The organism is Verrucosispora sp. WMMD1129 (assembly GCF_029581255.1).
In the GTDB taxonomy this organism is placed as follows: domain Bacteria; phylum Actinomycetota; class Actinomycetes; order Mycobacteriales; family Micromonosporaceae; genus Micromonospora; species Micromonospora sediminimaris.
In genome coordinates, this window is record NZ_CP120741.1 from 3,750,802 (window position 1) to 3,775,419 (window position 24,618).

The window sequence follows — 24,618 nt, forward strand, 5'->3', positions numbered from 1 at the left end:
ACCGACCACGGGCGGGCGCTGTGACCCACAGCGCCCGCCCGTGATCCCTTGCCCCCTTCCGAGGCCGCCGTGTTCCGGTTCATCGTCAGACGCCTGCTTCAGCTGATACCCACGCTGTTCGGGCTCTCCATCCTGTTGTTCATCTGGCTCCGGCGACTGCCCGGAGGCCCCGAGACCGCCATTCTCGGCGAGCGGGGCACACCCGAGATGCGTGCCGCGATCCGCCGCAATCTCGGTCTCGACGAGCCGATCCTGATTCAGTACGGCCGGTTCGTCCGTCGGATGATCCGCCTAGACCTGGGTACGTCCATCTCGACGAAGCGCGAGGTGACGACGGAGTTCCTGCAACGATTCCCCGGCACCGTCGAGCTGACGATCACCGCGATGGTGATCGCGGTCGGCATCGGCATTCCGCTGGGCTACCTGGCCGCCCGTCGGCGCGGCCGGTTCCTCGACCACGCCTCCGTCGGCGGGTCGCTGATCGGCATCTGCATCCCGGTCTTCTTCCTCGCGTACATCCTCAAGGCGATCTTCTCGGAGAACCTCGGCTGGTTCCCCTCCAGCGGCCGGCAGGACCCGACCATCGGCGCCACCCGGATCACCAACTTCTTCGTCCTCGACGGACTGATGACCCGGGAATGGGACGCCGCGGCCGACGCGCTCATGCATCTCGTGCTGCCGGCGCTCGCCTTGGCCAGCATTCCCTTGGCGATCATCGTCCGGATCACCAGGGCCAGTGTGCTCGAGGTGCTCAACGAGGACTTCGTGCGTACCGCCGAGGCCAAGGGCCTGACCGAGAACGTCGTCCGCCGCCGGCACGTGCTGCGCAACGCCATGCTCCCGGTGGTGACCTCGATCGGTCTGCTCACCGGTGGCCTGCTCTCCGGCGCGGTGCTCACCGAGACGGTCTTCGCCTTCAGCGGGATCGGCGCCTTCCTCGCCGACTCCATCAACCAGCGCGACTATCCGGTGCTGATGGGCTTCATCATGATCATCGCCGTGGTCTACGTGTTGGTGAACCTGATAGTGGACCTCTCCTACAGCCTGATCGACCCGAGGGTGAGGGTCCGATGACGACCATCGGTGGCAAGAAGCGAGAGAAGATCGACCGACTCGCCGAACTGGCCGCCCGCGACGAGGAGCGGGGGGTGAGCCTCTGGCAGGACGCCTTCCGTCGGCTGCGGCGCAACCCGGCCGCCATCATCGGCGCGGTCATCCTCACCGTCTTCGTCCTGGTCGCGCTGATCGGCCCGTTCCTGGTGCCGTACGGGCCGACGGACACGATGGGCATCCGGGAGGGCGTCATCAAACCGGGGGTCATCCCCGGATCCTCCAGCGAGCACTGGTTCGGTTACGACCACCAGGGTCGAGACGTCTTCAGCCGCATGATCGTCGGGGCCCGGCAGACCCTGCTGGTCGGCGTGGTGGCGACCCTGATCGGTCTCGCCGTCGGCGTGCTGATCGGCGGTGTCGCCGGTGCCGCCGCCGGCCTCGGCGGGCGCTGGGGCCGATGGGTCGACAGCACCCTGATGCGGTTCATCGACATGCTGCTGGCGCTGCCGAGCCTGCTGCTGGCGGTCAGCATCGCCGCACTGCTCGGACCGAGCCTGACCACGGTCATGATCGCGGTCGGCATGGTGTCCGTGCCGGTCTTCGCCCGGCTGCTGCGCGGCTCGATGATCGCCCAGTCCAACAGCGACTACGTCCTGGCCGCCACCTCGCTCGGGGTACGCAAGTCGAAGATCGCCCTGGCCCACGTGCTGCCCAACTCGCTCGCCCCGGTCATTGTCCAGGCGACGCTGACCCTGGCCACAGCGATCATCGAAGCGGCAGCACTTTCCTTCCTCGGGCTCGGCAACCCCGACTCGGCAACCCCCGAGTGGGGCGTCATGCTCGCCGACGCGCAGCAGTACCTGGGCATCCGGCCCGAGCTGGCCATCTACCCGGCGGTCGCCATCATCATCACCGCGCTGGGCTTCACCCTGCTCGGTGAGTCGATGCGTGAGGCCCTCGACCCGAAGCTGCGGAAGTAGGCGTGCCGAGCATGAGAAGCGCGCATTTGACCTCCGTGGCTGTGAACGAAAGGGCGGTGCGACATGGCACTGCTTGATGTCGAAGATCTTTCGGTGACCTTCGCCCGGCGCGGTCAGCGGACCGTACGGGCCGTGGACGGAGTCTCCTTCTCCGTGGAGGCCGGCGAGGTCGTCGGCCTGGTCGGCGAATCCGGCTGCGGCAAGTCGGTGACCTCACTGGCGATCATGGGCCTGCTGCCCAAGCAGCCCGGCCTTCAGGTGGCCGGCAAGGCCGTCTTCGACGGCACCGACCTGCTTCAGCTCGACGACCGGTCGCGCCGGGACATCCGGGGCCGGGACGTCGCGATGATCTTCCAGGATCCGCTGTCGTCGCTGAACCCGGTCGTGCCGATCGGGCTTCAGGTGACCGAGGTGTTGACCCGGCACCGTGGCATGAAGGGCGAGGCGGCGGCGAAGGAGGCGGCGCAGTTGCTGGACCGGGTCGGCATCCCCGACCCGAGGCGGCGGCTGAAGGAGTACCCTCACCAGCTCTCCGGTGGGATGCGCCAGCGCGCCCTGATCGCCATGGCGGTGGCCTGCCAGCCCCGGCTGCTCATCGCCGACGAGCCGACGACGGCGCTGGACGTCACCATCCAGGCGCAGATCCTGGAACTGTTGAAGGATCTGGTCCGGGACTCCGGCACCGCGCTGGTGATGATCACGCACGATCTGGGCGTGGTGGCCGGCATGTGCGACACCATCAACGTGCTCTACGGCGGTCGGGTGGTGGAGACCGCGCGGCGGCGTCCACTGTTCCGTCAGCCCCGGCACCCGTACACCGTGGGGTTGCTCGGCTCGGTGCCGCGCCTGGACGCGGGACGCGGTGAGCGGCTGAACCCGATTCCGGGCTCGGTGCGTGACCTGCTGCCCTGGCCGGACGGCTGCGCCTTCGCGCCGCGCTGCGACCGACGGGTGGACGCCTGCGTCGGCGAGCCGCCGGACCTGGTGCTGACCCACGACGGCCGCAGCTACCGGTGCGTCAACCCCGCCCCGCTGCCGGGCCTGACGCCCGGTGCGGAGGCTCGGGAGACGCGACCGGGACAGGCCACGCCGGGTTCGGTACCCGCGCAGGCGGTGCCGGACGACCCGCCGGCCGCGCCTGGCCTGGCCGCCGCCCCGAGTGAGGAGGAGACGCCGTGAGCGAGCGAATCGATCGGCTCAGCGGAGAGGACGTCCTCGTCGAGGTACGGGACCTGAAGGTGCACTTCCCGATCAAGCGAGGGGTGCTGTTCGACCGTACGGTCGGCCACGTCAAGGCCGTCGACGGCGTTGACCTGCGCATCACGCGCGGCCAGACGTACGGCCTGGTCGGCGAGTCGGGCTGCGGAAAGTCCACGCTCGGGCGGGCGCTGCTCCAGCTCACCCCGCCGACCTCGGGCGAGGTCAGCTTCGACGGGGTCGAGCTGACCACGCTGGCACCGAACAAGCTGCGCACGATGCGCCGCCGGATGCAGATGATCTTCCAAGACCCGATGTCCAGCCTAGATCCCCGGCAGAACGTCGAGTCGATCCTCACCGAGGGGCTACAGGCGCACGGCATCGGTGGTAACCGGAACAGTCGTCGCAAGATCATTTCCGAGACGTTGGACCAGGTCGGGCTGCCGCGTTGGGCGCTGTCCCGCTACCCGCACGAGTTCTCCGGCGGCCAGCGGCAGCGCATCGGCATCGCCCGGGCGCTGGTGCTGGGGCCGGAACTCATCGTCGCGGACGAGCCGGTCTCCGCGCTCGACGTGTCGATTCAGGCCCAGGTGGTCAACCTGCTCGACGAACTTCAGGACAACCTCGGTCTGACCTACCTGGTAATCGCGCACGACCTGGCGGTGGTCCGGCACATCTCGGACACCGTGGGCGTGATGTACCTGGGCGCGCTGGTCGAGGAGGCACCGAGCGACCGGCTCTACACCGAACCGCTGCACCCGTACACCCGGGCGCTGATGTCGGCGGTGCCGGTGCCCGACCCGGACGTGGAGGACCGCCGAGAGCGCATCCTCATCGCCGGTGATCTGCCGTCGCCGGCCAACCCGCCGTCGGGCTGCCGCTTCCACACCCGGTGCCCGTGGGCGCAGCCGACCCGCTGCGCCGACGAGCGGCCGGAGTTGCGGGACATCGGCGGCAGTCGGGTCGCCTGCCACTGGGCCGAGCAGATCGCCAGCGGGGAGCTGCGTCGACACAAGGTCAGCGTGGAGATCACCCGGCCAGCGGGCGAGGGTGAGGATCCCTCGGTCGTTTCCGCCCCCACCGAGCCCGGCTCCTTCGTGTAGGTCGTGCGCGCAAGGGGTCCCTTCCTGACGCTCGAGCTGTCAGAAGGGCCCCTTGCCGTCACTGCCGACGACGCTGGGCGATCAGCCCTCGGGGCGGTGCAGCAGGCCGAGGGCGATGGTGTGTACCGCATCCAGCCCGGAAGCGTCGGTCAGCGGTGCGCTGCCGCCGGTGACCGCGTACCACTCGTCGGCGTCCTTGTACTGCACGTGCAGGCTGACCCGGCCGTCGGCGAAGTCGGTACGCAGGGTCAGCTCGCCGGTCACCACGCCGACCTCGTCGGTCATCACGCCGCCCGGTCCCGGCACGATGTCGGCGGTGCGGCTCTGTGGGCCGGTGGCACCGCCGGCGTCGGCGGTCATCCCGGCGCCCGGCACCTCCACCTCTGCCGCGGCGGCGCCGTCCACGGTCATGCCGGCCGTTGCCGGGCCGGGGCTGCCGGTGGCCGCCGCCGCGTCCTCGCCGCCCGGATCCGGCGTACGCTCGGGTGCCGGTGCCCCGTCGGCCCCGGTTACGGCTTGCTCTCCCATGTGCAGCCCTCCAACATGTCGGCCAGTTCGGCCTGCTCGGCACTGGTCACCGTCAGCTGCCAGTGGTGCTTCACCGCCACCCAGTCCCCGGCATATTGACACCAGTATGACCGGTTTGATGGCTTCCACTGGGACGGGTCCTGGTCACCCTTTGCCCGGTTGGAGGATGCGGAAACCGCGAACAGCTGCGGCCGGTCGAGGTCGTTGGCGAAGTCACCGCGCTTCGAGTCGTCCCACTCGTCGGCACCGGAGCGCCAGGCGTTGGCCAGCGGGACCATGTGGTCGACGTCCACGTCGGAGGGGTCGGTGAAGGTGCGGCCGTCGTAGACGCTCTCCCACCGCCCACCGACCACGTTGCAGCCGGAGTGCTCGATGGATTTGCCGTCGCGCTCCAGCACGGTGTCGCGGACGTCGCAGTTCTGGCCGGTCTTGCGCCAGTGCGGGAAGCGGTTGCGGCTGTAGCCGCGCATCGAACCCGCCTCGGCGACGGTCAGCTCCGAGAGCATCTGGTCGATGTTGCCGCTGCCGCTCGGCGGCGTGACCGGCTCCTCCTCAAGTGGGACGCAGCCGGCGGCGCCGAGGGTCAGCGCCGCGATGAGCGCGAGCGCCCCCGGGACGCGCGGTCCTGATCTGGTACGCACAGACGACACCTTTCCAGCTTGCGGGCTTCCGGCGATCCCGCACAGTACCCGGCTAGGGTTTCGGCGTTTCGTGGTGTCTGACGGATGGTGCACGGCAGATTGGTAACCATGCCCGAACCCTCGTCCGCTCTCCGCCTGCGCAGCAGCGCCGGCCGGGGCACCCTGGCCGCCGCCGTGCTCGCCTCCGGCATGGTCTTCCTGGACAGCACCGTGGTCAACGTGGCGCTGCCCCACCTCGGCGCCGACCTCGACGCGTCAGTTGCCGGTCTGCAATGGACCATCAACGGCTATTTGTTGACGCTCGCCGCGTTCGTACTGCTCGGTGGGGCGCTGGGCGATCGCTTCGGGCGTCGGCGGGTGTTCCTGCTCGGCGTGGTCTGGTTCACCGCCGCCTCCATCCTCTGCGGGCTCGCCCTGCGCACCGACTGGCTGGTGGCCGCGCGGTTCCTTCAGGGCGCCGGGGGTGCCCTGCTCACGCCGGGCTCGCTGGCGTTGCTTCAGGCCAGCTTCCATCCCGACGACCGGGCCAAGACGATCGGAGCGTGGTCGGGGCTCTCCGGTGTCTCCACCGCGCTCGGCCCGTTCATCGGCGGTTGGCTGATCGACGCCCTCTCCTGGCGGTGGATCTTCTTCCTGAACGTGCCGCTGGCGGTGCTGGTCGTGCTGGCGACACTCCGCTGGGTGCCCGAGAGCCGGGACGAGAACGCGTCCCGGAAGCGGGGCACCCGCCAGTTCGATGTGGCCGGTGCCCTGCTCGGCGCACTCGCCCTGGCCGGCGTCACGTACGCCCTGGTCGACGCCCCCGACCGGGGTCTGGACTCGCCGGCGGTGGTGGCCGCGGCCCTGGCCGGGGTGGTCGCCGCGGTGGCGTTCGTGTTCCTCGAACGACGTCGTGGGGAGACCGCGATGCTGCCCACCGGCCTGTTCCGCAGCCGGTTGTTCTCGGTGCTGAACTTCTTCACCGTGCTGGTCTACGCCGCCCTCGGCGGGTTCACCTTCTTCATCGCCGTGTACCTGCAGAACGTGGTCGGCTGGTCAGCCCTGCTCACCGGCCTCGCGCTGCTGCCGATGACCCTGCTGCTGCTGGTCGGCTCGCCGCTCACCGGTGCGCTGTCGACGAGGATCGGACCCCGGTTGCCGCTGACCGTCGGGCCGCTGCTGGCCGCCCTCGGGCTGCTGATGCTGCGCGAGATCGGGCCGGGGGCATCGTACTGGCGGGAGGTGCTGCCCGGGGTGGCGATCTTCGGCGTCGGGCTGACCCTGGTCGTGGCGCCGCTGACCGCCTCGGTGCTGGCCGCCGTCAACGACCGCTTCGCGGGAGTGGCCAGCGGCTTCAACAACGCCGCCTCGCGGGTCGGCGGGCTGCTCGCGGTGGCGGCCCTGCCGCTGCTGGTCGGGCTCACCGGCACCGGGTACGAACAGCCCGCGGAACTCACCGCGGCCTACCGTGGCGCGTTGCTCTGGTGCGCCGGTCTGCTGGTGGCCGGCGCTCTCATCGCCGCCCTGCTGGTCCATCGGCCGGCCCGTCGCCCGCCACCGGCCCAGCCCTGCCACTCGTTGCCCGTCTCCACGCCGAGATGACGCAGGGGCCCCGCGCCGGTGCGGGGCCCCTGCCTGTCGGTTCAGCCTCGGGCGCGGTTGACGGCGCTGGTGACCGCCTTGATGGAGGCGGTGACGATGTTGGCGTCCATGCCGACACCCCAGACCGTGTGCCCCTGCACCTCGCACTCGACGTACGCGGCGGCCTGGGCGTCCCCACCGGAGGAGAGCGCGTGCTCGTGGTAGTCGAGCACGCGTACGCTCACCCCGGCTGAGCCCAGCGCGTTGACGTACGCGTCGATCGGGCCGTTGCCGATCGCGGTGATCGAGCGGTCCTGTCCGCCGATGCGGATCCGGGCGGCGATCTCGACCTTCCCGTCGGCGGTACCGATCGTGTACTCGGACAGGGCCACCGCAGGGTCGCGCTGGTGGTCGAGCAGGTACTGCCCGGCGAAGATCTGCCACATGGTGGCCGGGTCGACCTCACCGCCGTCGTGGTCGGTCACCTGCTGCACCACGCCGGAGAACTCGATCTGGAGCCGGCGGGGCAGGTCGAGCTGGTGTTCGGTCTTCATGATGTACGCGACGCCGCCCTTGCCGGACTGCGAGTTGACCCGGATCACTGCTTCGTAGCTGCGGCCCAGATCCTTCGGGTCGATCGGCAGGTACGGCACCGCCCAGGTGAACTCGTCGATCGGCACCCCGGCCGCCGCCGCGTCGGCCTCCAGCGCGGTGAACCCCTTGTTGATGGCGTCCTGGTGGGAGCCGGAGAAGGCGGTGTAGACCAGGTCGCCGGCGTACGGGTGGCGCTCGTGCACGGGCAGCTGGTTGCAGTACTCGACGGCCCGTTTGATCTCGTCGATGTCCGAGAAGTCGATCATCGGGTCGATGCCCTGGGAGAACAGGTTCAGGCCCAGCGTGACCAGGTCGACGTTCCCGGTGCGCTCACCGTTGCCGAACAGGCAGCCCTCGATCCGGTCCGCCCCGGCGAGCAGGCCCAGCTCGGCGGCGGCCACGCCGGTGCCCCGGTCGTTGTGTGGGTGCAGGCTGAGCACCAGGCTGTCGCGGCGCGGCAGGCGTCGGTGCATCCACTCGATCGAGTCGGCGTACACGTTCGGCGTGGCCATCTCGACGGTGGCCGGCAGGTTGATGATCAGCTTGCGGTCCGGGGTGGGGTCGATCACCTCGATGACCTTGGCGCAGACCTCCAGCGCGTACTCCAGCTCGGTGCCGGTGTAGGACTCCGGCGAGTACTCGTAGAAGATCTCGGTGTCCGGGGTGTGGATCTCCGCGTACTTCTGGCAGAGCCGGGCACCGCTGGTCGCGATGTCGGTGATGCCGTCCCGGTCTAGCCCGAACACGACCCGGCGTTGCAGGGTGGAGGTCGAGTTGTAGAAGTGCACGATCGCCCGGCGGGCCCCGCGCAGCGATTCGAAGGTGCGTTCGATCAGGTGCTCCCGGCACTGGGTCAGCACCTGGATGGTGACATCCTCGGGGATCAGGTCCTGCTCGATCAGCTGGCGGACGAAGTCGTAGTCGGTCTGGCTGGCCGACGGGAAGCCGACCTCGATCTCCTTGTAGCCCATCTGCACCAGGAGCTGGAACATCCGACGCTTGCGCTCGGGTGACATCGGGTCGATAAGCGCCTGGTTGCCGTCCCGCAGGTCGACCGCGCACCAGCGCGGGGCGGCCTCGACGTGTCGGGTCGGCCAGGTGCGGTCGGGCAGGTCGATCCGGAACTGTTGCCGGTACGGCTGGTAACGGGCGTACGGCATCCGGCTCGGGCGCTGCCGCGCGAACGGATCGGAGTCGATGTCGGTGGTGCCGGCTGGGTGAGCCATGGCGGAGTTCTCCCGTGGTCATGTGACGTCAGCGGTGGAGGTCGGCGGCGAAGCCGAGAAGGTTCCGGGAAATGCTGGCGGCGCGGTTCAACTCCGCGACGAGGTGCCGGCCGTCAGGCCTCGTCGCGGCGACCAAGGAGAAGGTGCGCCTGCCACATGACAGAGTGACACTACGTGATGGACGTCGGTCTGGGAAGGCTCGTCCGTAGTTTGGGACGAGGCTTGCCTTCGTTCCTTCAGCTCGAGGCGTTCGAGCAGCTCAGGAGTAGTTCGGCCAATGGTTGGCGGTGGCGTAGTGACGTCTCGTGACGCAACAGGTCGGTCGGGAGGCTGAACGGATCACCGAGTTGCCCGACCGCCGCCACCGCGTACGGTCGCACGTCGGCGGGTAGATCGAGGTCGGCGACCAGGCCGGGCCGGTCGAGTTCGGTCACCTGGCGTACGTGCAGCCCCAACGCGGTGGCCTGCACGGTCAGGTGGGCCACCGCCTGCCCCAGGTCGTACGCCGCGAACGGGTTGTCGGTGGCGTGGTGCGCGGCGAGCAGCAGGACGCTGGCCCGCCCGGCCCACCGCTGCTCGTCCGCCGGCAGGTTGACCAGGATCCGCTTGAAGGTCTCGTCCTCGCGGTGCCCGACGGCGAACCGCCACGGTTGCCGGTTGCCGACCGAGGGCGCCCACCGGGCCGCCTCCAGCAGGGTCGTCACTTCGGTTGGCGTCAACTCCGCGACCGGATCGAAGGAGCGGGGGCTCCAGCGGAAGGCGAGCAGCGGAGTGAGGTCGGTCATGGGAAGAGTGTCCCGTATGGGCGTTTTGATCGGGCCGGCAGGGGTGGACGAATGTGGGCAATGACACCCGTAACGGGATAGGTCGTCAGGGCGTTCCCGCGTGCTCGCCCGTACCTGTCGGATCCGGGCCGACGGGCGGGGTGGGATCCACCGGCGCGGCCATGCCCAGCGGCTCACCCTCGACCACCGGACCGGGCAGTTGCACGGTGCCGGGGGCCGGCTCGGGTGGGGCGGCCAACGTCAGCGTGCCGAACGCCGCCCGTACCGCCGTCGGTGTGCCGTCGGCGTCGAAACAGTAGATGCCGACGTCCAGCGGCGGGTTGATCGATGCCGCGGTGGTCTCCACCGAGTAGCAGTTGCCGGTCGCGTCGGCGGGTGCCATGGCCGGCGACACCGCCAGCGGGGCGCGCCGGTCGGTCAGCACGTCGAGCCAGTCGGTGAACGGGTGCTGCACCCGGGGATCCAGCCGGCGTGGCAGCGTGTCGTCCCGTTCACCGAGGCGTACGCAGCTCGCCGGCTCCGGTCGGGCGGCGGAGGGCAGCCCGCACTGGAACAACCCGTCCGCGATCGCGGCCAGCGTGATGTCGGCGGTGCCGCCGAGCGCTCCGCCCGGCACGTCCACCCGCCAGCTGCCGTCGTTCGCGCTGGTGAAGACGATCAGACGGTCGGCGGTCCCGTCCGCCCGCAAGGTGTACCGGGCGACCAGGTGCCGGTCCTGAGCGGCGGCGGCAAGGGCGGCCAACTCGTCCCGGGCCGCATCCGGACCGGCCGGGCGTGGCGCGGCGGTCGGCGGCGGTGCGGGGTCGGTGGGCGGGTCGGACGAGCAGGCGGCGAGGAGTGCGGGCACGGCAAGCGCGAGCGCGACGGTCAGCTGACGGTTCGGATGATGGGCGGCGGGCACCCGGCCATTCTGGGTGTTGGGCAGGGCTCGGCACAGCCCCGGAAAGGTCGGCCTTTCCGGCGTGTCGCAGGCCACTCCGGTCGCCCCGGCGGGCCGGATCGTGGGATCACCTGACCTGGCGGTCAGAGACGACCGATACCCTGAGGTCGTCCGACCCGCGCCGCCGGCCCCGGTGCCGGCGGCGTCGGCACGCTCAGGGCAACTGGGAGGGAGTGCACCGTCGTGGCACTCGTGGTGCAGAAGTACGGCGGGTCCTCCGTCGCCAACGCCGAGCGGATCAAGCGGGTGGCCGAGCGTATCGTCGCGGCCCGCAAGGTCGGCGACGACGTGGTCGTGGTGGTCTCGGCGATGGGTGACACCACCGACGAACTGCTCGACCTGGCCAACCAGGTGAGCCCGTTGCCGCCCGGCCGGGAGCTGGACATGCTCCTCACCGCCGGCGAACGGATCTCCATGGCGCTGCTCGCCATGGCGATCCACAACCTGGGGTACGAAGCCCGCTCGTTCACCGGCTCCCAGGCCGGCGTGATCACCACGTCGGTGCACGGCCGGGCGCGGATCATCGACGTCACCCCGGGTCGCCTCAAGGGCGCACTGGACGAGGGCGCAGTGGTCATCGTCGCCGGTTTCCAGGGCGTGTCGCAGGACACCAAGGACGTCACCACCCTCGGGCGGGGCGGTTCCGACACCACCGCCGTGGCGCTGGCCGCGGCGCTCCGCGCGGACGTCTGCGAGATCTACACCGACGTCGACGGGGTGTTCACCGCCGATCCTCGGATCGTGCCCAACGCCCGGCACATCAGGCAGATCACCTACGAGGAGATGCTGGAGCTGGCCGCCTGCGGGGCCAAGGTGCTGCACCTGCGTAGCGTGGAGTACGCCCGGCGGGCCGGGCTGCCGATCCATGTCCGTTCGTCATACTCGACAAACACCGGCACCATGGTCACCGGATCGATGGAGGAGCTCTCTGTGGAGCAGGCACTGATCACCGGAGTCGCCCACGATCGTAGCGAGGCCAAGATCACTATCGTCGGGGTACCCGACGAGCCCGGCGCCGCGGCGAGCATCTTCGACACCGTCGCGGGCGCTGAGATCAATATCGACATGATCGTGCAGAACGTCTCCACCGAGGGCACCGGTCGTACAGACATCTCCTTCACCCTGCCGAAGACCGATGGTCCGACCGCGATGGCTGCCCTGAGCAAGATCCAGGAAAACCTGAACTTCAAGGGCCTGCTCTACGACGACCACGTCGGCAAGGTCTCCCTGATCGGCGCCGGGATGCGGTCGCATCCGGGGGTGGCCGCCGGCTTCTTCGCCGCGCTGGGTCAGGCCGGGGTGAACATCGAGATGATCTCCACTTCGGAGATCCGCGTCTCGGTGGTCTGCCGGGACACCGACCTCGATGCGGCGGTCCGTGCCATCCACCAGGCTTTCGACCTTGGCGGCGACACCGAAGCGGTGGTGTACGCGGGGACGGGGCGGTAGCCCGGGTGGCCAGGCTGCCCACCCTGGCCGTGGTCGGGGCGACGGGGGCCGTCGGCACGGTGATGTGTGAGCTGCTCACCGGGCGGCGCAACGTCTGGGGCGAAATCCGGCTGCTGGCCTCCGAACGCTCCGCCGGTCGGAAGGTCCGCTGCCGGGGCGAGGAACTGACCGTCCAGGTCCTCACCGAGGAGGCCCTCGACGGCGTCGACGTGGCGATGTTCGACGTGCCGGACGAGGTCGCCGCGCACTGGGCGCCGATCGCGGTCAGCCGCGGTGCGATCGTGGTGGACAACTCAGGTGCCTTCCGGATGGATCCCGACGTTCCGCTGGTGGTGCCCGAGATCAATCCGGAGCAGTTGCGCAACCGGCCCCGGGGCATCGTCGCCAACGCCAACTGCACGACTCTCGCGATGATCGTCGCGGTCGCCCCACTGCACCGCGAGTACGGCCTGCGGGAGCTGGTGCTCGCCTCGTACCAGGCAGCCTCCGGAGCCGGTCAGATCGGCGCGGACACGCTGCACGACCAGCTGGCCAAGGTGGCCGGCGACCGGCTGCTCGGCTCGCGTACCGGCGATGTGCGGCAGGCGGTCGGCGACGACCTCGGCCCGTTCCCCGCACCCCTGGCGCTCAACGTGGTCCCCTGGGCGGGCTCGCTTGCCGATGGCGGCTGGTCGTCCGAGGAGATGAAGATGCGCAACGAGTCGCGCAAGATCCTCGGGTTGCGTGACCTCAAGGTCTCCGCCACCTGCGTACGGGTACCCGTGGTGACCGGCCACTCGGTCGCGGTGCACGCCGTCTTCGCCACCGAGATCGACGCCGAGGGCGCCCGTGGTGTGCTGCGTAACGCGCCCGGCGTGATCGTGGTCGACGATCCGGCGGCCGGCGAGTTCCCGATGCCGATCGACGCGGTGGGCACCGACCCCTCCTGGGTCGGTCGGATCCGCCGTGCCGTCGACGACCCGCGGGCGCTGGACTTCTTCGTCACCGGCGACAACCTCCGCAAGGGAGCCGCCCTGAACACCGCCCAGATCGCCGAACTCCTCGCCAAAACCCTCACCGCCTGACCCCCCACCCCCGCTCTTTGGCGTTGATCAAGAGGTTTGCGTCATTTTCGATCTCCCCCGAGGACCAAAACTTCTTGATCATCTCGGCGAGGCGAGGCGAGTTGGCTGTTAGGCGGCGGAGAGGTGGACGCCGTCGCGGCCCTGTCGTTTCACCGCGTAGAGGGCCTGGTCGGCGCGGCGCAGGGCGAGTTCGGGCGACTCGCCGGGGCGAGGCAGAGCCACTCCGACGCTGATCGTGCGGCCCACCTGGCGAGCCGCCTCGGTGAGTCGTTCCGCGACGCGGACCGCCTCCTCGGGGCGACTCACCTCGATCACCGCGACGAACTCGTCCCCGCCGATCCGGTACAACTCGTCACCCTGGCGCAGGGCGTCCTCCAACGCCCGGGCGAGCCCGATCAGCACCCGGTCGCCCGCCTGGTGACCGTACGTGTCATTAATGATCTTGAAGCCGTCCACGTCGATGGCCAGCAGGGCGGTGCGACCCGGCGTCACGGTGGCGATCCGCTGCCCGAACGGGCCGGTGTGCCGCAGCCCGGTCAGCGGGTCGGAGCTGGCCTGCTCGCGCAGCCGTTCCAGGGTGCGTAGCCGGTCCAGGCAGCTCCACGCCTGCCCGGCCAGCAGCTCCAGCAGGTTGACGGTGGTCGGGTCCGGCCGCAGCAGCCGCTCGTCGGCGACCAGCAGCACCCCACCTCGCTCCGGCGGCCCGAACGGCACCGCGACCAGCGTGCTGACGCCGACCCGGACCAGCGGCTGATGCTCGTCGGTCGGTGGATGACCGGCCTCACCCAGGGTGTAGCCCGCCCCGTAGCGGTGGGCCCGGTCGATGATGCGCCCGATGGCCGGGGCATCCAGCTCGGCCAGTTCGGTACGCATCCGGGTCTCCAACTCGCCTGGGGCGACCGTCGGGGGACCGAGTCGCGGGCCGCCCCGGCCACCGAGCAGCAGGACGGCCGCGGCGAGGGTGGAGATGTCCCGGGCCGCGGCGATCGCGGCCGTCATGAGGTCCCACTCGGTGCCGGCGGCGGTCATCGCCGAGACGTGCCGGAGCAGCTTCTCGCTGCGGCTCTCCGCCGGCCCACCGAGTGCCGAGATCCGGGTGCCGAGGCGGGCGGCGACCCGCTCGGCGACCAGCCGCCACGAGCCGAGGTCGGCCGGCCCGGTCCATTGCAGGTCGAGTACGCCGATGGTCCGGCCCGCCGGGTTCAGCACCGGTACGCACACCTCCGCGGTCACGTCCGGGCGTACCGGGATGTGCGCGCCGTCGGTGGTGACGTCCGGAACGACGGCGGAACGTCCACCTGTGTAGACCCGCCCGACGATGCCGGCGTCCGGCGCGACGGTGGCGAAGACCTGCCAGGATCCGGTGGCGGCGACGCAGCGGAGCCGGCCGTGCACGTGCAGTAGGACGGCGATCGTGGCAGGGGTGTACCGGGCGAGAGCGTCGACGGCCGCTTCGCAGACCTCGGTGACGGTCGACGCCATGGGCAGGCGGACCGTGACGTCACGGATGACTCGCTGGTGATCCACTCGCACGTCGTTCCAGGTCGGATCGGTTCCCGGTGGCGCCGGGTCGCGGATCAAGCGTACTCACGCGTGGCTGAGAGCCGGCTGTGGTCGTACACATGTGCTATCCACAGGGTGTGGACGCGGCCTGTGGGCCCACGCGTCGGGCGCGGCGGCGATAGCGTGGGATTCTCCGGTCTAGTGGAGGCCCGATGCTCATCGCTCACCTCAGCGATCCGCACCTGACCACCGGCGTCCTCGGTGCCGAGCCGGCTGCCGGCCTGCACCGGGCGCTCGGCCGGGTGCTGGCGCTGAATCCCCGACCCGACTGCGTGGTCATCACCGGCGACCTGGCCGATCACGGCCGGCCCGACGAGTACGCCGTGCTGCGCGAGGTGCTCGGCCGGTTCCCGTTGCCGGTGCACCTGGTCACCGGCAACCACGACGACCGGGAGTCGCTGCTCGACGCCTTCGGCGGCACGCCCTGGCTCGGCGGTGGCTTCTCCGCTCACTACCAGGTCGATCACCCTGGAGCGACCGTCGTCGTGCTCGACTCCCTGGTCCCCGGCTCGAACGGCGGGCGGCTCGGTGAGGAGCAGCTCGCCTGGCTGGACGGGGTGCTGGCGGCGCGCCCCGACGTGCCGGCCGTGGTCTGCCTGCACCACCCGCCGGTCGAGGTCGGCATCCCGATCGCCGACTCGATCCGGCTCGCCGACGGTGCCGAGCTCGCCGAGGTGCTGCGCCGACACCCCCATGTGGTACGCGTCGCCGCCGGCCACCTGCACCGTCCGGTGACCGCCACCTTCGCGGGCACGGTGCTGACCGTCGCACCCAGCACCTGGCGGCAGTCGACGCTGACCATGAGCGACGACGAGCAGATCGGGTGGGTCGCCGAGCCGACCGCACTGCTGTTGCACGTGGTGTCCCGGTCGGGCTGCGTCACGCACACCGTCCAGGTGAGCCACACCGCCGGCATGACCTGCGGCTTTTGACCGGCGCACGGCGACAAAGAACGACGAGAATCACTATCGTGGTTCGCTGAGGTCGCCGGTGGCCGCTCCGGTCCGTCCGACTCGGCGGCCCGGGCGGGACAAAGGGGTGTCGGGATGAGGCGTGGTCTTGCGGTGCTGGTGGTGGCCCTGCTGCTGAGCACTCCGGTGGTGACCGCCTGGCTCGTCGGCGACCTGACCGGCGAGGCGGCGCGGCGACTCGCGGCCGAGGGAGAGTCGCTCGACTACGCGGTGGAGCCGGTCAGCCTGGGTGCGACCGGTGACCGGGTCCTGGTGGTCGTGGCCAGCGCGCTCCTGCTGGCGTCGCTGGCCCTGCTGATCCGCGCCACCGTCACCCGCAAACTCGATCCGCGCGTGTGGTCCGCGCTCGTACCGCTGCTTGTCGCCGGTGTGTTGATCGGTCTCGCCTGGCGGATCGTGACCGCCGGAGCGATCGGTGCGAACATCGGTGCCGGCCTCGTCGTCCTCGGCGGCGGCCCGGTGCTCCTGATTCTCCTCGGTGTCGCCGCCGTGCAGGCCGCTCGGCTGCGCCGCGAACACCGCCGCCGGGTCGGCTGAGGCGGCAGATTCGACGTCGGCAGGCCGGGCCAGGGGGTCAGCGCAGCGGAGGCGGAATCGGCACTTCGCCCTTGAATGCCTTGGCCGACAACTCCACGCGCTCCGGGTGACAGGCACGATCTCCGAGCGGATGACCGGCAACGTTGACGCAGCGTTGGCCGGGCAGGGCGGCGCAGATCGGGCACTGCAGGAACAGCCCGCCCGACGAGACCACCTCGATGCCCTGCGCCAGAGCAGCTCTGCCGATCTTGACGATTGCCTGGTAGATGTCTTGATCCTGATGACGCGCGGCGGCGTCGGCGACGTCCCGCATCCCTTCCCAGAACAGGTCGCGGGCGTCGGGCTCGTCCACGTCGATGCGCATGACCGCGCATCCCCGTCGACCCATAGGCCAAACCTGACTTCGGAAACTCACAGTGCCCGATGCGTCGGTTGGGCGATGGCGTTGGCACACCACAAAGAGGGGCACATCCAGTGGCTGGATGTGCCCCTCACCTGGTCGGGGTGGCCGGATTCGAACCGACGACCTCTTCGTCCCGAACGAAGCGCGCTACCAAGCTGCGCCACACCCCGAGGCGTGCCGACAAATAGTAGCCCACCCGTCCCGAGGCTCAAACTCGGTACCCGGGGCGCGGGTGGTCAGCGCGGGATCAGCGTGAGCAGACTGGCCTCCGGAGGGCAGGCGAACCGGACGGGGGCGGTCGGATGGGTGCCGAGCCCGGCGGAGACGTGCAGCCAGGAGTCCGATCCGGGCCAGCGGTGCAGGCCCTTCGCCATCGACCGGGGCAGCCCGCAGTTGGTCACCAACGCTCCTACCCCCGGTACGCAGACCTGCCCGCCGTGGGTGTGCCCGGCGAGCAGCAGCCCGAAGCCGTCAGTGGCCATCTCGTCGAGCAGCGCGGGCTCGGGCGAGTGGGTGAGCGCGATGGAGAGGTCGGCGTCGAGGGAGATCGGCCCGGCGACCGAGGCGTAGTCGTCCCGCTCGACGTGGGGGTCGTCCACCCCGACCATGTCGATCGCCCGGCCGCCGGCCTTGACCGTGCTCCGCCGGTTGTTCAGGTCGACCCAGCCGGCACCGACGAGCACGTCACGAAGTTCCTCGGAGGGCAGCTCGACGCCCTCGGTGTACTCCCGGTCAGGCAGGAAGTAGGTGAACGGGTTCTTCCAGACCGGCCCGGTGTAGTCGTTCGAGCCGAACACGAACGCACCCGGGTAGTCGAGTAGAGGTTGCAGTGCCCGCAACACCCCCGGCACCGCGCCCGGGTGCGCCATGTTGTCGCCGGTCACCACCACCAGGTCGGGATCCACAGCGGCCAGCGACGCGACCCACTGCTGCTTGCGTACCTGGTTGGGGGTCATGTGCAGGTCCGACAGGTGCAGCACGCGCAGCGGCTCGGTGCCGGTCGGCAGCACCGGCACATCGAAGCGGCGGAGGGTGAACATGTTGCGCTCGACAAGGGAGGCGTACGCCAGGGCGGCGGCACCCGTCGCGACGGTTGCGGTCGCGAGCCGGAATAGTGTGCGCTTTCGCATGCCGATCAGGGTAGTTTGACCGTCCATGAGCACGCTGAAGGACCGCCTCACCGCCGACATGCGCGCCGCCCTGAAGGCCCGCGACGAGCTGACCACCTCCACGCTGCGGATGGCCCTGGCCGCCGTGGGCACTGCCGAGGTCTCCGGCAAGGCCAAGCGGGAGCTCAGCGACGACGAGGTGATGGCCGTGCTGACCAAGGAGGCCAAGAAGCGCCGCGAGGCCGCCACCGCCTTCGCCGACGCGGGCCGCGCCGAGCAGGCCGCGAGGGAGAACGCCGAGGGCGAGGTGCTGGACCGCTACCTGCCGAAGCAGCTCTCCGACGCCGAGTTGACCGAGCTGGTCACGCAGGCGCTCGCCGCGGGCGGCTTCACCGGCAAGGCCCAGATGGGACCGGCGATGAAGGCGGCTCAGGCCGCGGTGGCCGGCCAGGCCGAGGGGGGCCGGGTGGCCGCCGAGGTACGCCGCCAGCTGGGCCTCTGAATCGTCCCAGCCGAATATCCATCCCGGCCCTTATCTCCTGCTGGCGGCAGGTCACGCCACATGAACGGGCGGGCACCCCCTGGTTCGGGGTGCCCGCCCGTTCGAGCGCTGCTGCGGCGGTCAGCCGCCGGGCCGGTCCGGCGGACGGCCCGGGTTGTTGGGCGGGCCGGAGGGTGAATCGTTCCCCGGCCGGTCGTCACCGCCGCCGTTGCTGGGTTTACCGGCACTGACCATGATCGTCACGATGCCGCCCTTGATGGTGCGCCCGCTGGGGCTGGTGCCGGCGGCCGTCCCGGCGGGGCAGTCGGAGGTGACCCGGCTGCTGGAGACGATCGGCTCGAAGCCAGCGCCGGAGAGGCGGGACTTGGCCCGGTCGAGGGACAGGCATCCGACGCCAGGGATGGTGCGCTGGTCGCCCAGGGAGATCTTCTTACCGGGCGGGTCGAAGTCGATCCGCTTCTTGCCCTTCATGGCGTCGCGCAGCGTCTCCCAGACCGGCGGGTTGATGCCGTCCGGCTGGTTGTGCTTCATCTTGGCATTGGTCTGCGGCCAGTCCGGGTCGGCCATGATGCCGGCCACCGCGTACTGCTTGGTCATCGCGACCAGGGCGGCGCTCTTCTCGGAGTCGGTGGTGCCGGACTTGCCGGCCACCGGGGCGTTGACGATGCCCTTGGTCTGGGCCGCGGTCCGGCTGCCGCCGCACTTGCTGGTGGAGGAGTTGTCGCCGACCGGGCACCGGGCGGCGTCCACCGCCGCGCGGGCCACCTCGGTGCTGATCCGCTTCTCACAGCGCGGGTTGGCCACGTCCAGCTTGTTGCCGTCCAGGTCCCGGATCTCCTGCACCGGGATCGGCTCGCAGTACTTGCCGTCGGCGGCCAGGGTGGCGTACGCGTTTGCCAGATCCAGCGGGGTGACCTGCGAAACGCCCAGGGTGAACGCGCCCCACTGGTGCGCGGCCTCCTTGGTGTTGGCGAAATCCGCGTCCTTGCTCTGCCGGAACTGGATGCCGAGGCGCTTGGCCACGTCCACCACGTTCTCCGCGCCGACCTGCTGCTGCAACGGAACGAAGTACGTGTTGATCGAGGCGGAGAAGGCGCTCCACATGTTCTGCACGCCGCCGGCCTTCTTACCTGAGTTCGTCGGGCAGTAGAGGTTCGTGCCCGGACAGGCGGCGGGGCTGCTGCTGTCGATGATGTACTCGGACTTGAACTGCTGCGGCGCGTTGAAGGTGTAGCTGAGCGGGATGCCCTTCTCCAGCGCGGCCACGATGGTGAAGATCTTGAAGGTCGAGCCGCCCTGGTAGCCGGTGATGCCGTCGCCGCCGGTTAGCAGCGGGTTGACCGTGTTCGGATAGTTGCCCCGCTTGCCCTTCTCGCGCTGCTTCGGGTCGCTGTGCGGCTTGTTCTTGGGCTTGTCGGGGTTGTCGAGCTTGAAGTTCCGGTTGACCGACAGCGCCCGGACCCGGCCGGTGCCGGGCTCGACCACCGCGACCATGGCGGCTTCCTTGGCGGTCACCGGCTTCGCCCGGCGCACCGCCTTGTCGGCGCCGGTCTGGGCCTGCTTATCCAGGGTCGTGATGATCGTGTAGCCGCCGCTCTTGAGCCGCCGCTCCCGGTCGTACGAGGTCGACCCGAACGTCTCCTGCGACATCCACCAGCGGTAGAAGTAGTCGCAGAAGAAGCCCCAGGCGTTCTTGTTGGTGGCGACGCAGCCGTTGGGGGCCCGCTTGCCCTTGACCACCAGCTTGACGGCCTTGGCCTCATCGGCCTGCTGCTGGGTGATCGCCCCGGTCTTGACCATGTTGTCGATCACGTAGTTGCGCCGGTCGACCGCGTGCGGGTAACCGTCCTTCGTGGTCGGGTCGAAGGCGGTGGGTGCCTTCACCAGGCCGGCCAGCATGGCCGCCTCTTCGATCTTCAGGTTCTTCGGGGGCTTGTTGAAGTAGACCTGGCTGGCGGCGTAGACGCCGTACGCGCCGTTGCCGAAGGCGGCGAGGTTGAGGTAGCGCTCCAGGATCTCGTCCTTCGACATCTCCTTGTCGAGCTGGAGTGCGTACCGCATCTCGCGCAGCTTGCGGGCGCTGGTGTCCTCGGTCGCGGCGATCACGTCGGCCGGGTGCGTGGCCGAGTACGCGATGCCCATCCGGACGTACTGCATGGTCAACGTCGAGGCGCCCTGCCGGTCGGCGCCGGCCTGGCTGTTGTTGACGAAGGCCCGGGCCACGCCGTTGAGGTCGACCCCGTTGTGGTTGTAGAAGTCGTGGTCCTCGGCGGCGATGATCGCGTTACGCATGTTCTCCGAGATGTCGGCGAGCTTGACGTCCCGCCGGTTCTCGTCGTACATGGTGGCCAGCGGTGTCTTGCCGTCGGAGGCGAGCAGGTAGCTGATCTGTGGTGCGCGGGCCACGGTGAGTTCCTTCGGTAGCGCGCCGAAGGTCTCCGCGCCGGCCTTCGCGGCCAGGCCCGACATCGCCACCGCGGGGAAAGCCGCAGCGGCGACCACCACGCCGGCCAACAGCCCACAGATGAGCAGCGATGCGGCGTTGGTCAGGACGTTGTGGTCACGTTTCCGCATCCAGGTCACCTCGACAGGGTACGCGAACAGGTAACGAGGGGCGCTGGGGCGTCTTTTCCCCATTTCCTGCGCGCGCCGGCCTCGTTGTGCTAGACGCGTGGCACCGGGTGTCCGGTTGCGTGGATTCGAGCCGAGTTTCCTCCTCATGGAGGTGGCTCGCAGCGTTTTCGGCGACCTCGGTGGGGTAAGCGGCGGTCCCGGGCCCGAGAAGCCGGGAGTGTCCGGAATGATGGATTTCGCCGACAACGTTGCGTAATCGTGCGACTACAGAGCATGATGTAGGCGGCGACAGCGCCACATGTCGTCTGTGCCGCCTTGGGGTAAGGCGTGCCGGACGACCCGGGGGGATTGCCGGCTGGCCCGCGACGGCGTCGGTAGTACAGCAAGGGGGGACGTGTACAGATGGGCATGATCACTGACTGGCCGTCGTTGGCGGCATGTCAGAACGGGGACCCGGACGCGTTGTTCGTACAGGGCGCCGAACAGAACGTGGCCAAGCGGATCTGCCGGAGCTGCCCAGTCCGGTACGAGTGCCTGGCCGACGCGCTGGACAACCGGATCGAGTTCGGCGTGTGGGGTGGCATGACCGAACGGGAACGTCGCGCGCTGCTGCGTCGCCATCCCCAGGTCACCAGCTGGCGCAAGATGTTCGAGGCGGCGATGAAGAAGAACGCCAAGGACAAGGCCGGCAAGGACAAGATCCTGGCCGCGACCGGCAACTGAACCACCGGCACGGTCGGCTGCGGCTTCCGGCCGCACCCACCGTCGGTCAGTGGCGGCTGATCGCCGCCGCGATCGTCCGTAGCCCGTCGACGTCGTGCACGTCGGCGGGCTGCGCCGTCACCGACACGGCCGGCACCTGGGGAAACGCCTCGGTGAACCGCGCTGCCACCTGCTGCTCCCGTACCGCCTGCTCGGCCAGGGCGGCGTGCGCCCGCAACACCTCGACGGTGCCCTCATGGCCACCGGCCGCGGCCAGGCGGTCGGCGGCGGCCCGGCTCTCCGCCGCGCCCAGTTCGGTCACCGTCGGCCGGTGCACCCGGTTGAGTACCAGGCCGGCGAGCGGCATCTGCTCCGCGCCCAGCCGGCCGGCGAAGTAGGCGGCCTCCCGGACCGCGTCCGGCTCCGGCGCCGCGACCAGCAGGAACGCCGTCTCCCGCGCCTGGAGGATGCGGTACGTCTGCTCGGCGCGCTGCCGGAACCCGCCGAACATCGAGTCGAGCGCGGCGACGAAGCCGGACAGATCCGTCAACAACTGGGTGCCGATCACCTTCTGCACCACCCGGGAGAACATCCCGAAGGAGGCGGTGACCAGGCTGAACATGCTGCGACCGCCGGTCCTTGCCGGCGCGAGCAGCAGCCTTAGCATCCGCCCGTCGAGAAACCGCGACAGCCGGGCCGGTGCGTCGAGGAAGTCCAGTGCCGAGCGCGACGGGGGAGTGTCCACCACGATCAGGTCCCACTCGCCCCGCGCGTGCAACTGGCCGAGCTTCTCCATCGCCATGTACTCCTGCGTGCCGGCGAAGGTGGAACTCATGGCCTGGTAGAAGGGGTTGGCGAAGATCTCCGCCGCCTTCGCCGGATCGGTGTGCGCCAGCACCACGTCGTCGAAGGTGCGCTTCATGTCGAGCATCATGGCGTGCAGTTCGCCGCCGCTGTCCTCGACGTCGATCCCCTTGACCTGCCGGGGCGTGTTGTCCAGCTCGGTCAGGCCGAGGGACTGGGCCAGCCGCCGCGCCGGGTCGATGGTGAGCACCACCGTGCGGCGTCCGTGCTGTTCGGCGGCGCGCAACGCGAGCGCGGCGGCCGTGGTCGTCTTGCCCACCCCGCCCGCACCGCAGCAGACCACGATCCGAACTCCCGGATCGGCCAGGATCCGGTCGACGTCCAGCGGCGGCGCGGCGTTGTCGGAAGGCACCAATCGAGCGTATCGGGCTGACCGGCTCCGCGCGCCAGGCCGAGGTGAGGTGTGAGTCAATCGGCCTGGACGAGCGCGGCGGCGAGCACCTCCAGGCCGGCGCGGTTCACCCCGTCGGGCAGCAGCGGTAGTTCGACCAGGGGCACGCCGAGGTCCACCAGATCGGTGCGGAGCGAATCCTCCAACTCCCGGCGGATCATCAGATCCCGCGCCTCGTGGTGCAGGCCGGTGACGATCCCCGTGCTGGCTGGCAGCCCCGCCGCGCGCAGACCCCGCGTCAGTTCCGCTTCCGTGACCAATCGTCCGGTCGGCAGCGGTGCCCTGGTCCCGTTGACGATCACCCGCCCCACACCGAAACCGAGCGAGGTCAGCTCGGCGATCGCGTCGACCGTCTCCTGTACCGGCATCTCCTCAAGCAGAGTCACCACGTGCACGGCGGTCATCGGTGAGCGCAGCAGCGCGGAGACTCCGTCGCTCTGCGTCTTGATCGGCCCCATCTTGGCCAGCCGGGCGGTCTCGGCGGTGACGTTCAGGAAACGCCCGATCCGGCCGGTCGGTGGCGCGTCCAGCACCACCGCGTCGTACACCCGTCGCTGGTCGACGGTGCGGGTGGTGGCCTCCTTGACCTTGCCGGTGAGCAGCACGTCGCGCAGACCGGGAGCGATCGTGGTGGCGAAGTCGATCGCACCGAACTTGCGCAGCGCCCGGCCGGCCGCGCCGAGCTTGTAGAACATGTCGAGGTATTCGAGCAGGGCCTCCTCGGCGTCCACCGCGAGCGCCGCCACCGTCCCGCCGCCGGGGGCGTCGACCAGGTGCCGCTCGGCGTACGGCAGCGGTTCGGTGCCGAAGAGCTGGGCGATGCCCTGACGCCCCTCCACCTCCACCAGCAGGGTGCGTCGACCACCGGCGGCCAGGCCAAGGGCCAGCGCGGCGGCCACGCTTGTCTTGCCCGTGCCGCCCTTGCCGGTCACCACGTGCAGGCGGGCGGGCCAGTCGATGCCGGCCCGGTCAGTCGGTCGCTGCGCTGCTCCCACCCGTCGAGCCTATCCATCCGGCGTGCTCAGGCGACCTCGCAGACCCACCAGCCGGTCTTACGGATCACCGTGAAGCGCAGATCCTGATCAGCGATCTTCTCGTCGGCGGTGGTGACGGTCACCGTGGTGGTGACCGTCGCCCGGTCGCCGGTCTCGTTGTCCACGGTCGGCGTGTCCCACCGGAACCGGGGGTTCTGGTAGGTCGCGACATACTCCTCGACCTCGGACACCTTGGCCCGGATCTTGTCCTGGTCGCGCGCGGCGGTGCAGACCATAGCCGCCGCCTTGGCGGCGTCACGGTCCTGGTAGATCGCGGTCAGGAAGTCGTCGACCGCCACCGACGGATCGGGCGCGCCCTCGCCCGACTCGGTGTTGCGCAGGGTGAGGAAGGCGGCCACCCCGCCTCCGGCGCAGAGCAGCAGCACCACGACAAGCGTGAGCGAGGCCAGCAGTGGCCCCCGCTTACGCGGCGGTCCGGCCGGCGAGTGCTGCGGCCGATACCCGCCCTCGGGCGGCGCGGGCGGCGCACCGTGGCCGGTGGCCGGTGGCGAGGGCTGGGCCGGTGAGCCGGCCGGCGGGAGGTCGGTGGGGCCGGTCGGGCCGCCGACGGGTGGCTGGGTCATCGGTCCCCCCGGGTGCGGCGCAGCACCGCATGAAGGCGGTGCGCGTGGGATCGGGTGGCCGGGCCGGGCGCCCGTCCAGACGGGAAGGGTAGCGGTCCGCGGCGCCGCTGCGGAGGGCCCGGTCTGTCCGGTACGACGATCGCGATCAACTTTCCGCTGGCCGGGTGTCGCAAATGTGACCGAACGCGATCAGGCGCGCGCGTCCTGTTGATGGGACCGGTGCCCCGGTCCTACGGTCGCTCCGGCACGCCCCGGCCCGGGCCG

At 70.2% G+C, this 24,618-nt stretch carries 23 protein-coding genes and 1 tRNA gene; 11 read left to right on the forward strand and 13 right to left on the reverse strand.

The annotated features are described in order from the left end of the window. Positions 1-69 precede the first annotated feature (69 nt). From O7624_RS17415 to O7624_RS17430, 4 genes are all read left to right on the forward strand, one after another. Positions 70-1,074 (forward strand): ABC transporter permease, encoded by a 1,005-nt coding sequence (locus O7624_RS17415; RefSeq protein ID WP_093410022.1) that lies wholly within the window; start codon positions 70-72, stop codon positions 1,072-1,074. After that, the gene (locus tag O7624_RS17420) at positions 1,071-2,033 is read left to right on the forward strand and encodes an ABC transporter permease (RefSeq protein ID WP_093410020.1); all 963 of its coding nucleotides are present in this window, start codon (positions 1,071-1,073) and stop codon (positions 2,031-2,033) included. Before O7624_RS17415 ends, O7624_RS17420 begins: the two co-directional genes overlap by 4 nt. 63 nt (positions 2,034-2,096) lie before the next feature. Further along, the gene (locus tag O7624_RS17425) at positions 2,097-3,212 is read left to right on the forward strand and encodes an ABC transporter ATP-binding protein (RefSeq protein WP_093410017.1); all 1,116 of its coding nucleotides are present in this window, start codon (positions 2,097-2,099) and stop codon (positions 3,210-3,212) included. After that, entirely contained in the window at positions 3,209-4,333 is a 1,125-nt protein-coding gene (locus O7624_RS17430; RefSeq protein WP_282236548.1) for an oligopeptide/dipeptide ABC transporter ATP-binding protein, read from the forward strand. Before O7624_RS17425 ends, O7624_RS17430 begins: the two co-directional genes overlap by 4 nt. 81 nt (positions 4,334-4,414) lie before the next feature. Here the strand turns inward: O7624_RS17430 and O7624_RS17435 are convergent, their stop codons facing one another. After that, positions 4,415-4,861 (reverse strand): hypothetical protein, encoded by a 447-nt coding sequence (locus O7624_RS17435; protein ID WP_093410015.1) that lies wholly within the window; start codon positions 4,859-4,861, stop codon positions 4,415-4,417. Continuing rightward, positions 4,843-5,502: an HNH endonuclease family protein gene (locus O7624_RS17440; protein WP_282236549.1), complete on the reverse strand. Its 660-nt coding sequence runs from the start codon at positions 5,500-5,502 to the stop codon at positions 4,843-4,845. Before O7624_RS17440 ends, O7624_RS17435 begins: the two co-directional genes overlap by 19 nt. A 108-nt stretch (positions 5,503-5,610) precedes the next feature. Between O7624_RS17440 and O7624_RS17445 the strand changes: the two genes are divergently transcribed. Beyond that, entirely contained in the window at positions 5,611-7,083 is a 1,473-nt protein-coding gene (locus tag O7624_RS17445; RefSeq protein WP_093410010.1) for an MFS transporter, read from the forward strand. Between the two features lie 41 nt (positions 7,084-7,124). On the opposite strand, the gene leuA is transcribed toward O7624_RS17445, so the two are convergent. The 3 genes from leuA to O7624_RS17460 all read right to left on the reverse strand — a co-directional run bounded on the left by leuA (position 7,125) and on the right by O7624_RS17460 (position 10,568). Then, positions 7,125-8,882 carry a 2-isopropylmalate synthase gene (gene leuA / locus O7624_RS17450; RefSeq protein WP_282236550.1) on the reverse strand — a complete coding sequence of 586 codons (1,758 nt, stop codon included), beginning with the start codon at positions 8,880-8,882 and terminating at the stop codon, positions 7,125-7,127. 236 nt (positions 8,883-9,118) lie between these two features. Further along, a complete protein-coding gene (locus tag O7624_RS17455) occupies positions 9,119-9,667 on the reverse strand; it encodes a nitroreductase family protein (RefSeq protein WP_282236551.1) in 549 nt (182 codons plus the stop codon). Between the two features lie 85 nt (positions 9,668-9,752). Then, complete coding sequence (locus O7624_RS17460; protein WP_282236552.1) at positions 9,753-10,568, reverse strand: hypothetical protein; 816 nt, start codon at positions 10,566-10,568, stop codon at positions 9,753-9,755. A 222-nt stretch (positions 10,569-10,790) separates the two neighbouring features. On the opposite strand from O7624_RS17460, the gene O7624_RS17465 reads away from it, so the two are divergent. Together O7624_RS17465 and O7624_RS17470 are read left to right on the forward strand one after the other, a co-directional pair. Further along, positions 10,791-12,056 carry an aspartate kinase gene (locus tag O7624_RS17465; protein ID WP_282236553.1) on the forward strand — a complete coding sequence of 422 codons (1,266 nt, stop codon included), beginning with the start codon at positions 10,791-10,793 and terminating at the stop codon, positions 12,054-12,056. 5 nt (positions 12,057-12,061) lie between these two features. Further along, complete coding sequence (locus O7624_RS17470; protein ID WP_282236554.1) at positions 12,062-13,120, forward strand: aspartate-semialdehyde dehydrogenase; 1,059 nt, start codon at positions 12,062-12,064, stop codon at positions 13,118-13,120. Positions 13,121-13,228: 108 nt separating this feature from the next. Here O7624_RS17470 and O7624_RS17475 read toward each other — a convergent pair whose 3' ends face one another. Next, on the reverse strand, positions 13,229-14,647 hold the full coding sequence (locus O7624_RS17475) for a sensor domain-containing diguanylate cyclase (protein WP_282236555.1): 1,419 nt from the start codon (positions 14,645-14,647) through the stop codon (positions 13,229-13,231). 188 nt (positions 14,648-14,835) lie between these two features. Between O7624_RS17475 and O7624_RS17480 the strand changes: the two genes are divergently transcribed. Beyond that, positions 14,836-15,615 (forward strand): phosphodiesterase, encoded by a 780-nt coding sequence (locus O7624_RS17480; protein WP_282236556.1) that lies wholly within the window; start codon positions 14,836-14,838, stop codon positions 15,613-15,615. A gap of 114 nt (positions 15,616-15,729) precedes the next feature. Then, a complete protein-coding gene (locus O7624_RS17485; RefSeq protein ID WP_282236557.1) occupies positions 15,730-16,191 on the forward strand; it encodes a hypothetical protein in 462 nt (153 codons plus the stop codon). A 37-nt stretch (positions 16,192-16,228) separates the two neighbouring features. Here O7624_RS17485 and O7624_RS17490 read toward each other — a convergent pair whose 3' ends face one another. The 3 genes from O7624_RS17490 to O7624_RS17500 all read right to left on the reverse strand — a co-directional run bounded on the left by O7624_RS17490 (position 16,229) and on the right by O7624_RS17500 (position 17,724). After that, positions 16,229-16,555, reverse strand: coding sequence for a hypothetical protein (locus O7624_RS17490; RefSeq protein ID WP_282236558.1), 327 nt, complete (start codon positions 16,553-16,555; stop codon positions 16,229-16,231). 132 nt (positions 16,556-16,687) lie between these two features. After that, positions 16,688-16,764: transfer RNA gene (locus O7624_RS17495), tRNA-Pro, on the reverse strand. 66 nt (positions 16,765-16,830) lie between these two features. Beyond that, positions 16,831-17,724 carry a metallophosphoesterase gene (locus tag O7624_RS17500; RefSeq protein WP_282236559.1) on the reverse strand — a complete coding sequence of 298 codons (894 nt, stop codon included), beginning with the start codon at positions 17,722-17,724 and terminating at the stop codon, positions 16,831-16,833. Positions 17,725-17,749: 25 nt separating this feature from the next. Here O7624_RS17500 and O7624_RS17505 point away from each other — a divergent pair, with 25 nt between their 5' ends. Continuing rightward, a complete protein-coding gene (locus O7624_RS17505; RefSeq protein WP_282236560.1) occupies positions 17,750-18,205 on the forward strand; it encodes a GatB/YqeY domain-containing protein in 456 nt (151 codons plus the stop codon). Positions 18,206-18,325: 120 nt separating this feature from the next. Here the strand turns inward: O7624_RS17505 and O7624_RS17510 are convergent, their stop codons facing one another. Next, complete coding sequence (locus O7624_RS17510; RefSeq protein WP_282236561.1) at positions 18,326-20,779, reverse strand: transglycosylase domain-containing protein; 2,454 nt, start codon at positions 20,777-20,779, stop codon at positions 18,326-18,328. 402 nt (positions 20,780-21,181) lie between these two features. Between O7624_RS17510 and O7624_RS17515 the strand changes: the two genes are divergently transcribed. Next, positions 21,182-21,502 (forward strand): WhiB family transcriptional regulator, encoded by a 321-nt coding sequence (locus O7624_RS17515; protein WP_093409985.1) that lies wholly within the window; start codon positions 21,182-21,184, stop codon positions 21,500-21,502. A 46-nt stretch (positions 21,503-21,548) separates the two neighbouring features. Here O7624_RS17515 and O7624_RS17520 read toward each other — a convergent pair whose 3' ends face one another. From O7624_RS17520 to O7624_RS17530, 3 genes are read right to left on the reverse strand one after another with little or no spacing between them, the layout of a single operon-like run. Then, on the reverse strand, positions 21,549-22,700 hold the full coding sequence (locus tag O7624_RS17520; RefSeq protein WP_282236562.1) for an ArsA-related P-loop ATPase: 1,152 nt from the start codon (positions 22,698-22,700) through the stop codon (positions 21,549-21,551). Positions 22,701-22,753: 53 nt separating this feature from the next. Next, the gene (locus tag O7624_RS17525; RefSeq protein ID WP_093409981.1) at positions 22,754-23,731 is read right to left on the reverse strand and encodes an ArsA-related P-loop ATPase; all 978 of its coding nucleotides are present in this window, start codon (positions 23,729-23,731) and stop codon (positions 22,754-22,756) included. A 26-nt stretch (positions 23,732-23,757) separates the two neighbouring features. Beyond that, positions 23,758-24,354: a hypothetical protein gene (locus O7624_RS17530; protein ID WP_282236563.1), complete on the reverse strand. Its 597-nt coding sequence runs from the start codon at positions 24,352-24,354 to the stop codon at positions 23,758-23,760. Positions 24,355-24,618: the final 264 nt, after the last annotated feature.

Coding starts and splice junctions, on each gene's coding strand:
- O7624_RS17420 (WP_093410020.1), top strand. CDS start 1,071: ATGACGACCATCGGTGGCAAGAAGCGAGAGAAGATCGACCGACTCGCC.
- O7624_RS17425 (WP_093410017.1), top strand. CDS start 2,097: ATGGCACTGCTTGATGTCGAAGATCTTTCGGTGACCTTCGCCCGGCGC.
- O7624_RS17435 (WP_093410015.1), bottom strand. CDS start 4,861: ATGGGAGAGCAAGCCGTAACCGGGGCCGACGGGGCACCGGCACCCGAG.
- O7624_RS17445 (WP_093410010.1), top strand. CDS start 5,611: ATGCCCGAACCCTCGTCCGCTCTCCGCCTGCGCAGCAGCGCCGGCCGG.
- leuA (WP_282236550.1), bottom strand. CDS start 8,882: ATGGCTCACCCAGCCGGCACCACCGACATCGACTCCGATCCGTTCGCG.
- O7624_RS17455 (WP_282236551.1), bottom strand. CDS start 9,667: ATGACCGACCTCACTCCGCTGCTCGCCTTCCGCTGGAGCCCCCGCTCC.
- O7624_RS17480 (WP_282236556.1), top strand. CDS start 14,836: ATGCTCATCGCTCACCTCAGCGATCCGCACCTGACCACCGGCGTCCTC.
- O7624_RS17485 (WP_282236557.1), top strand. CDS start 15,730: ATGAGGCGTGGTCTTGCGGTGCTGGTGGTGGCCCTGCTGCTGAGCACT.
- O7624_RS17490 (WP_282236558.1), bottom strand. CDS start 16,555: ATGCGCATCGACGTGGACGAGCCCGACGCCCGCGACCTGTTCTGGGAA.
- O7624_RS17500 (WP_282236559.1), bottom strand. CDS start 17,724: ATGCGAAAGCGCACACTATTCCGGCTCGCGACCGCAACCGTCGCGACG.
- O7624_RS17505 (WP_282236560.1), top strand. CDS start 17,750: ATGAGCACGCTGAAGGACCGCCTCACCGCCGACATGCGCGCCGCCCTG.
- O7624_RS17510 (WP_282236561.1), bottom strand. CDS start 20,779: ATGCGGAAACGTGACCACAACGTCCTGACCAACGCCGCATCGCTGCTC.
- O7624_RS17515 (WP_093409985.1), top strand. CDS start 21,182: ATGGGCATGATCACTGACTGGCCGTCGTTGGCGGCATGTCAGAACGGG.
- O7624_RS17530 (WP_282236563.1), bottom strand. CDS start 24,354: ATGACCCAGCCACCCGTCGGCGGCCCGACCGGCCCCACCGACCTCCCG.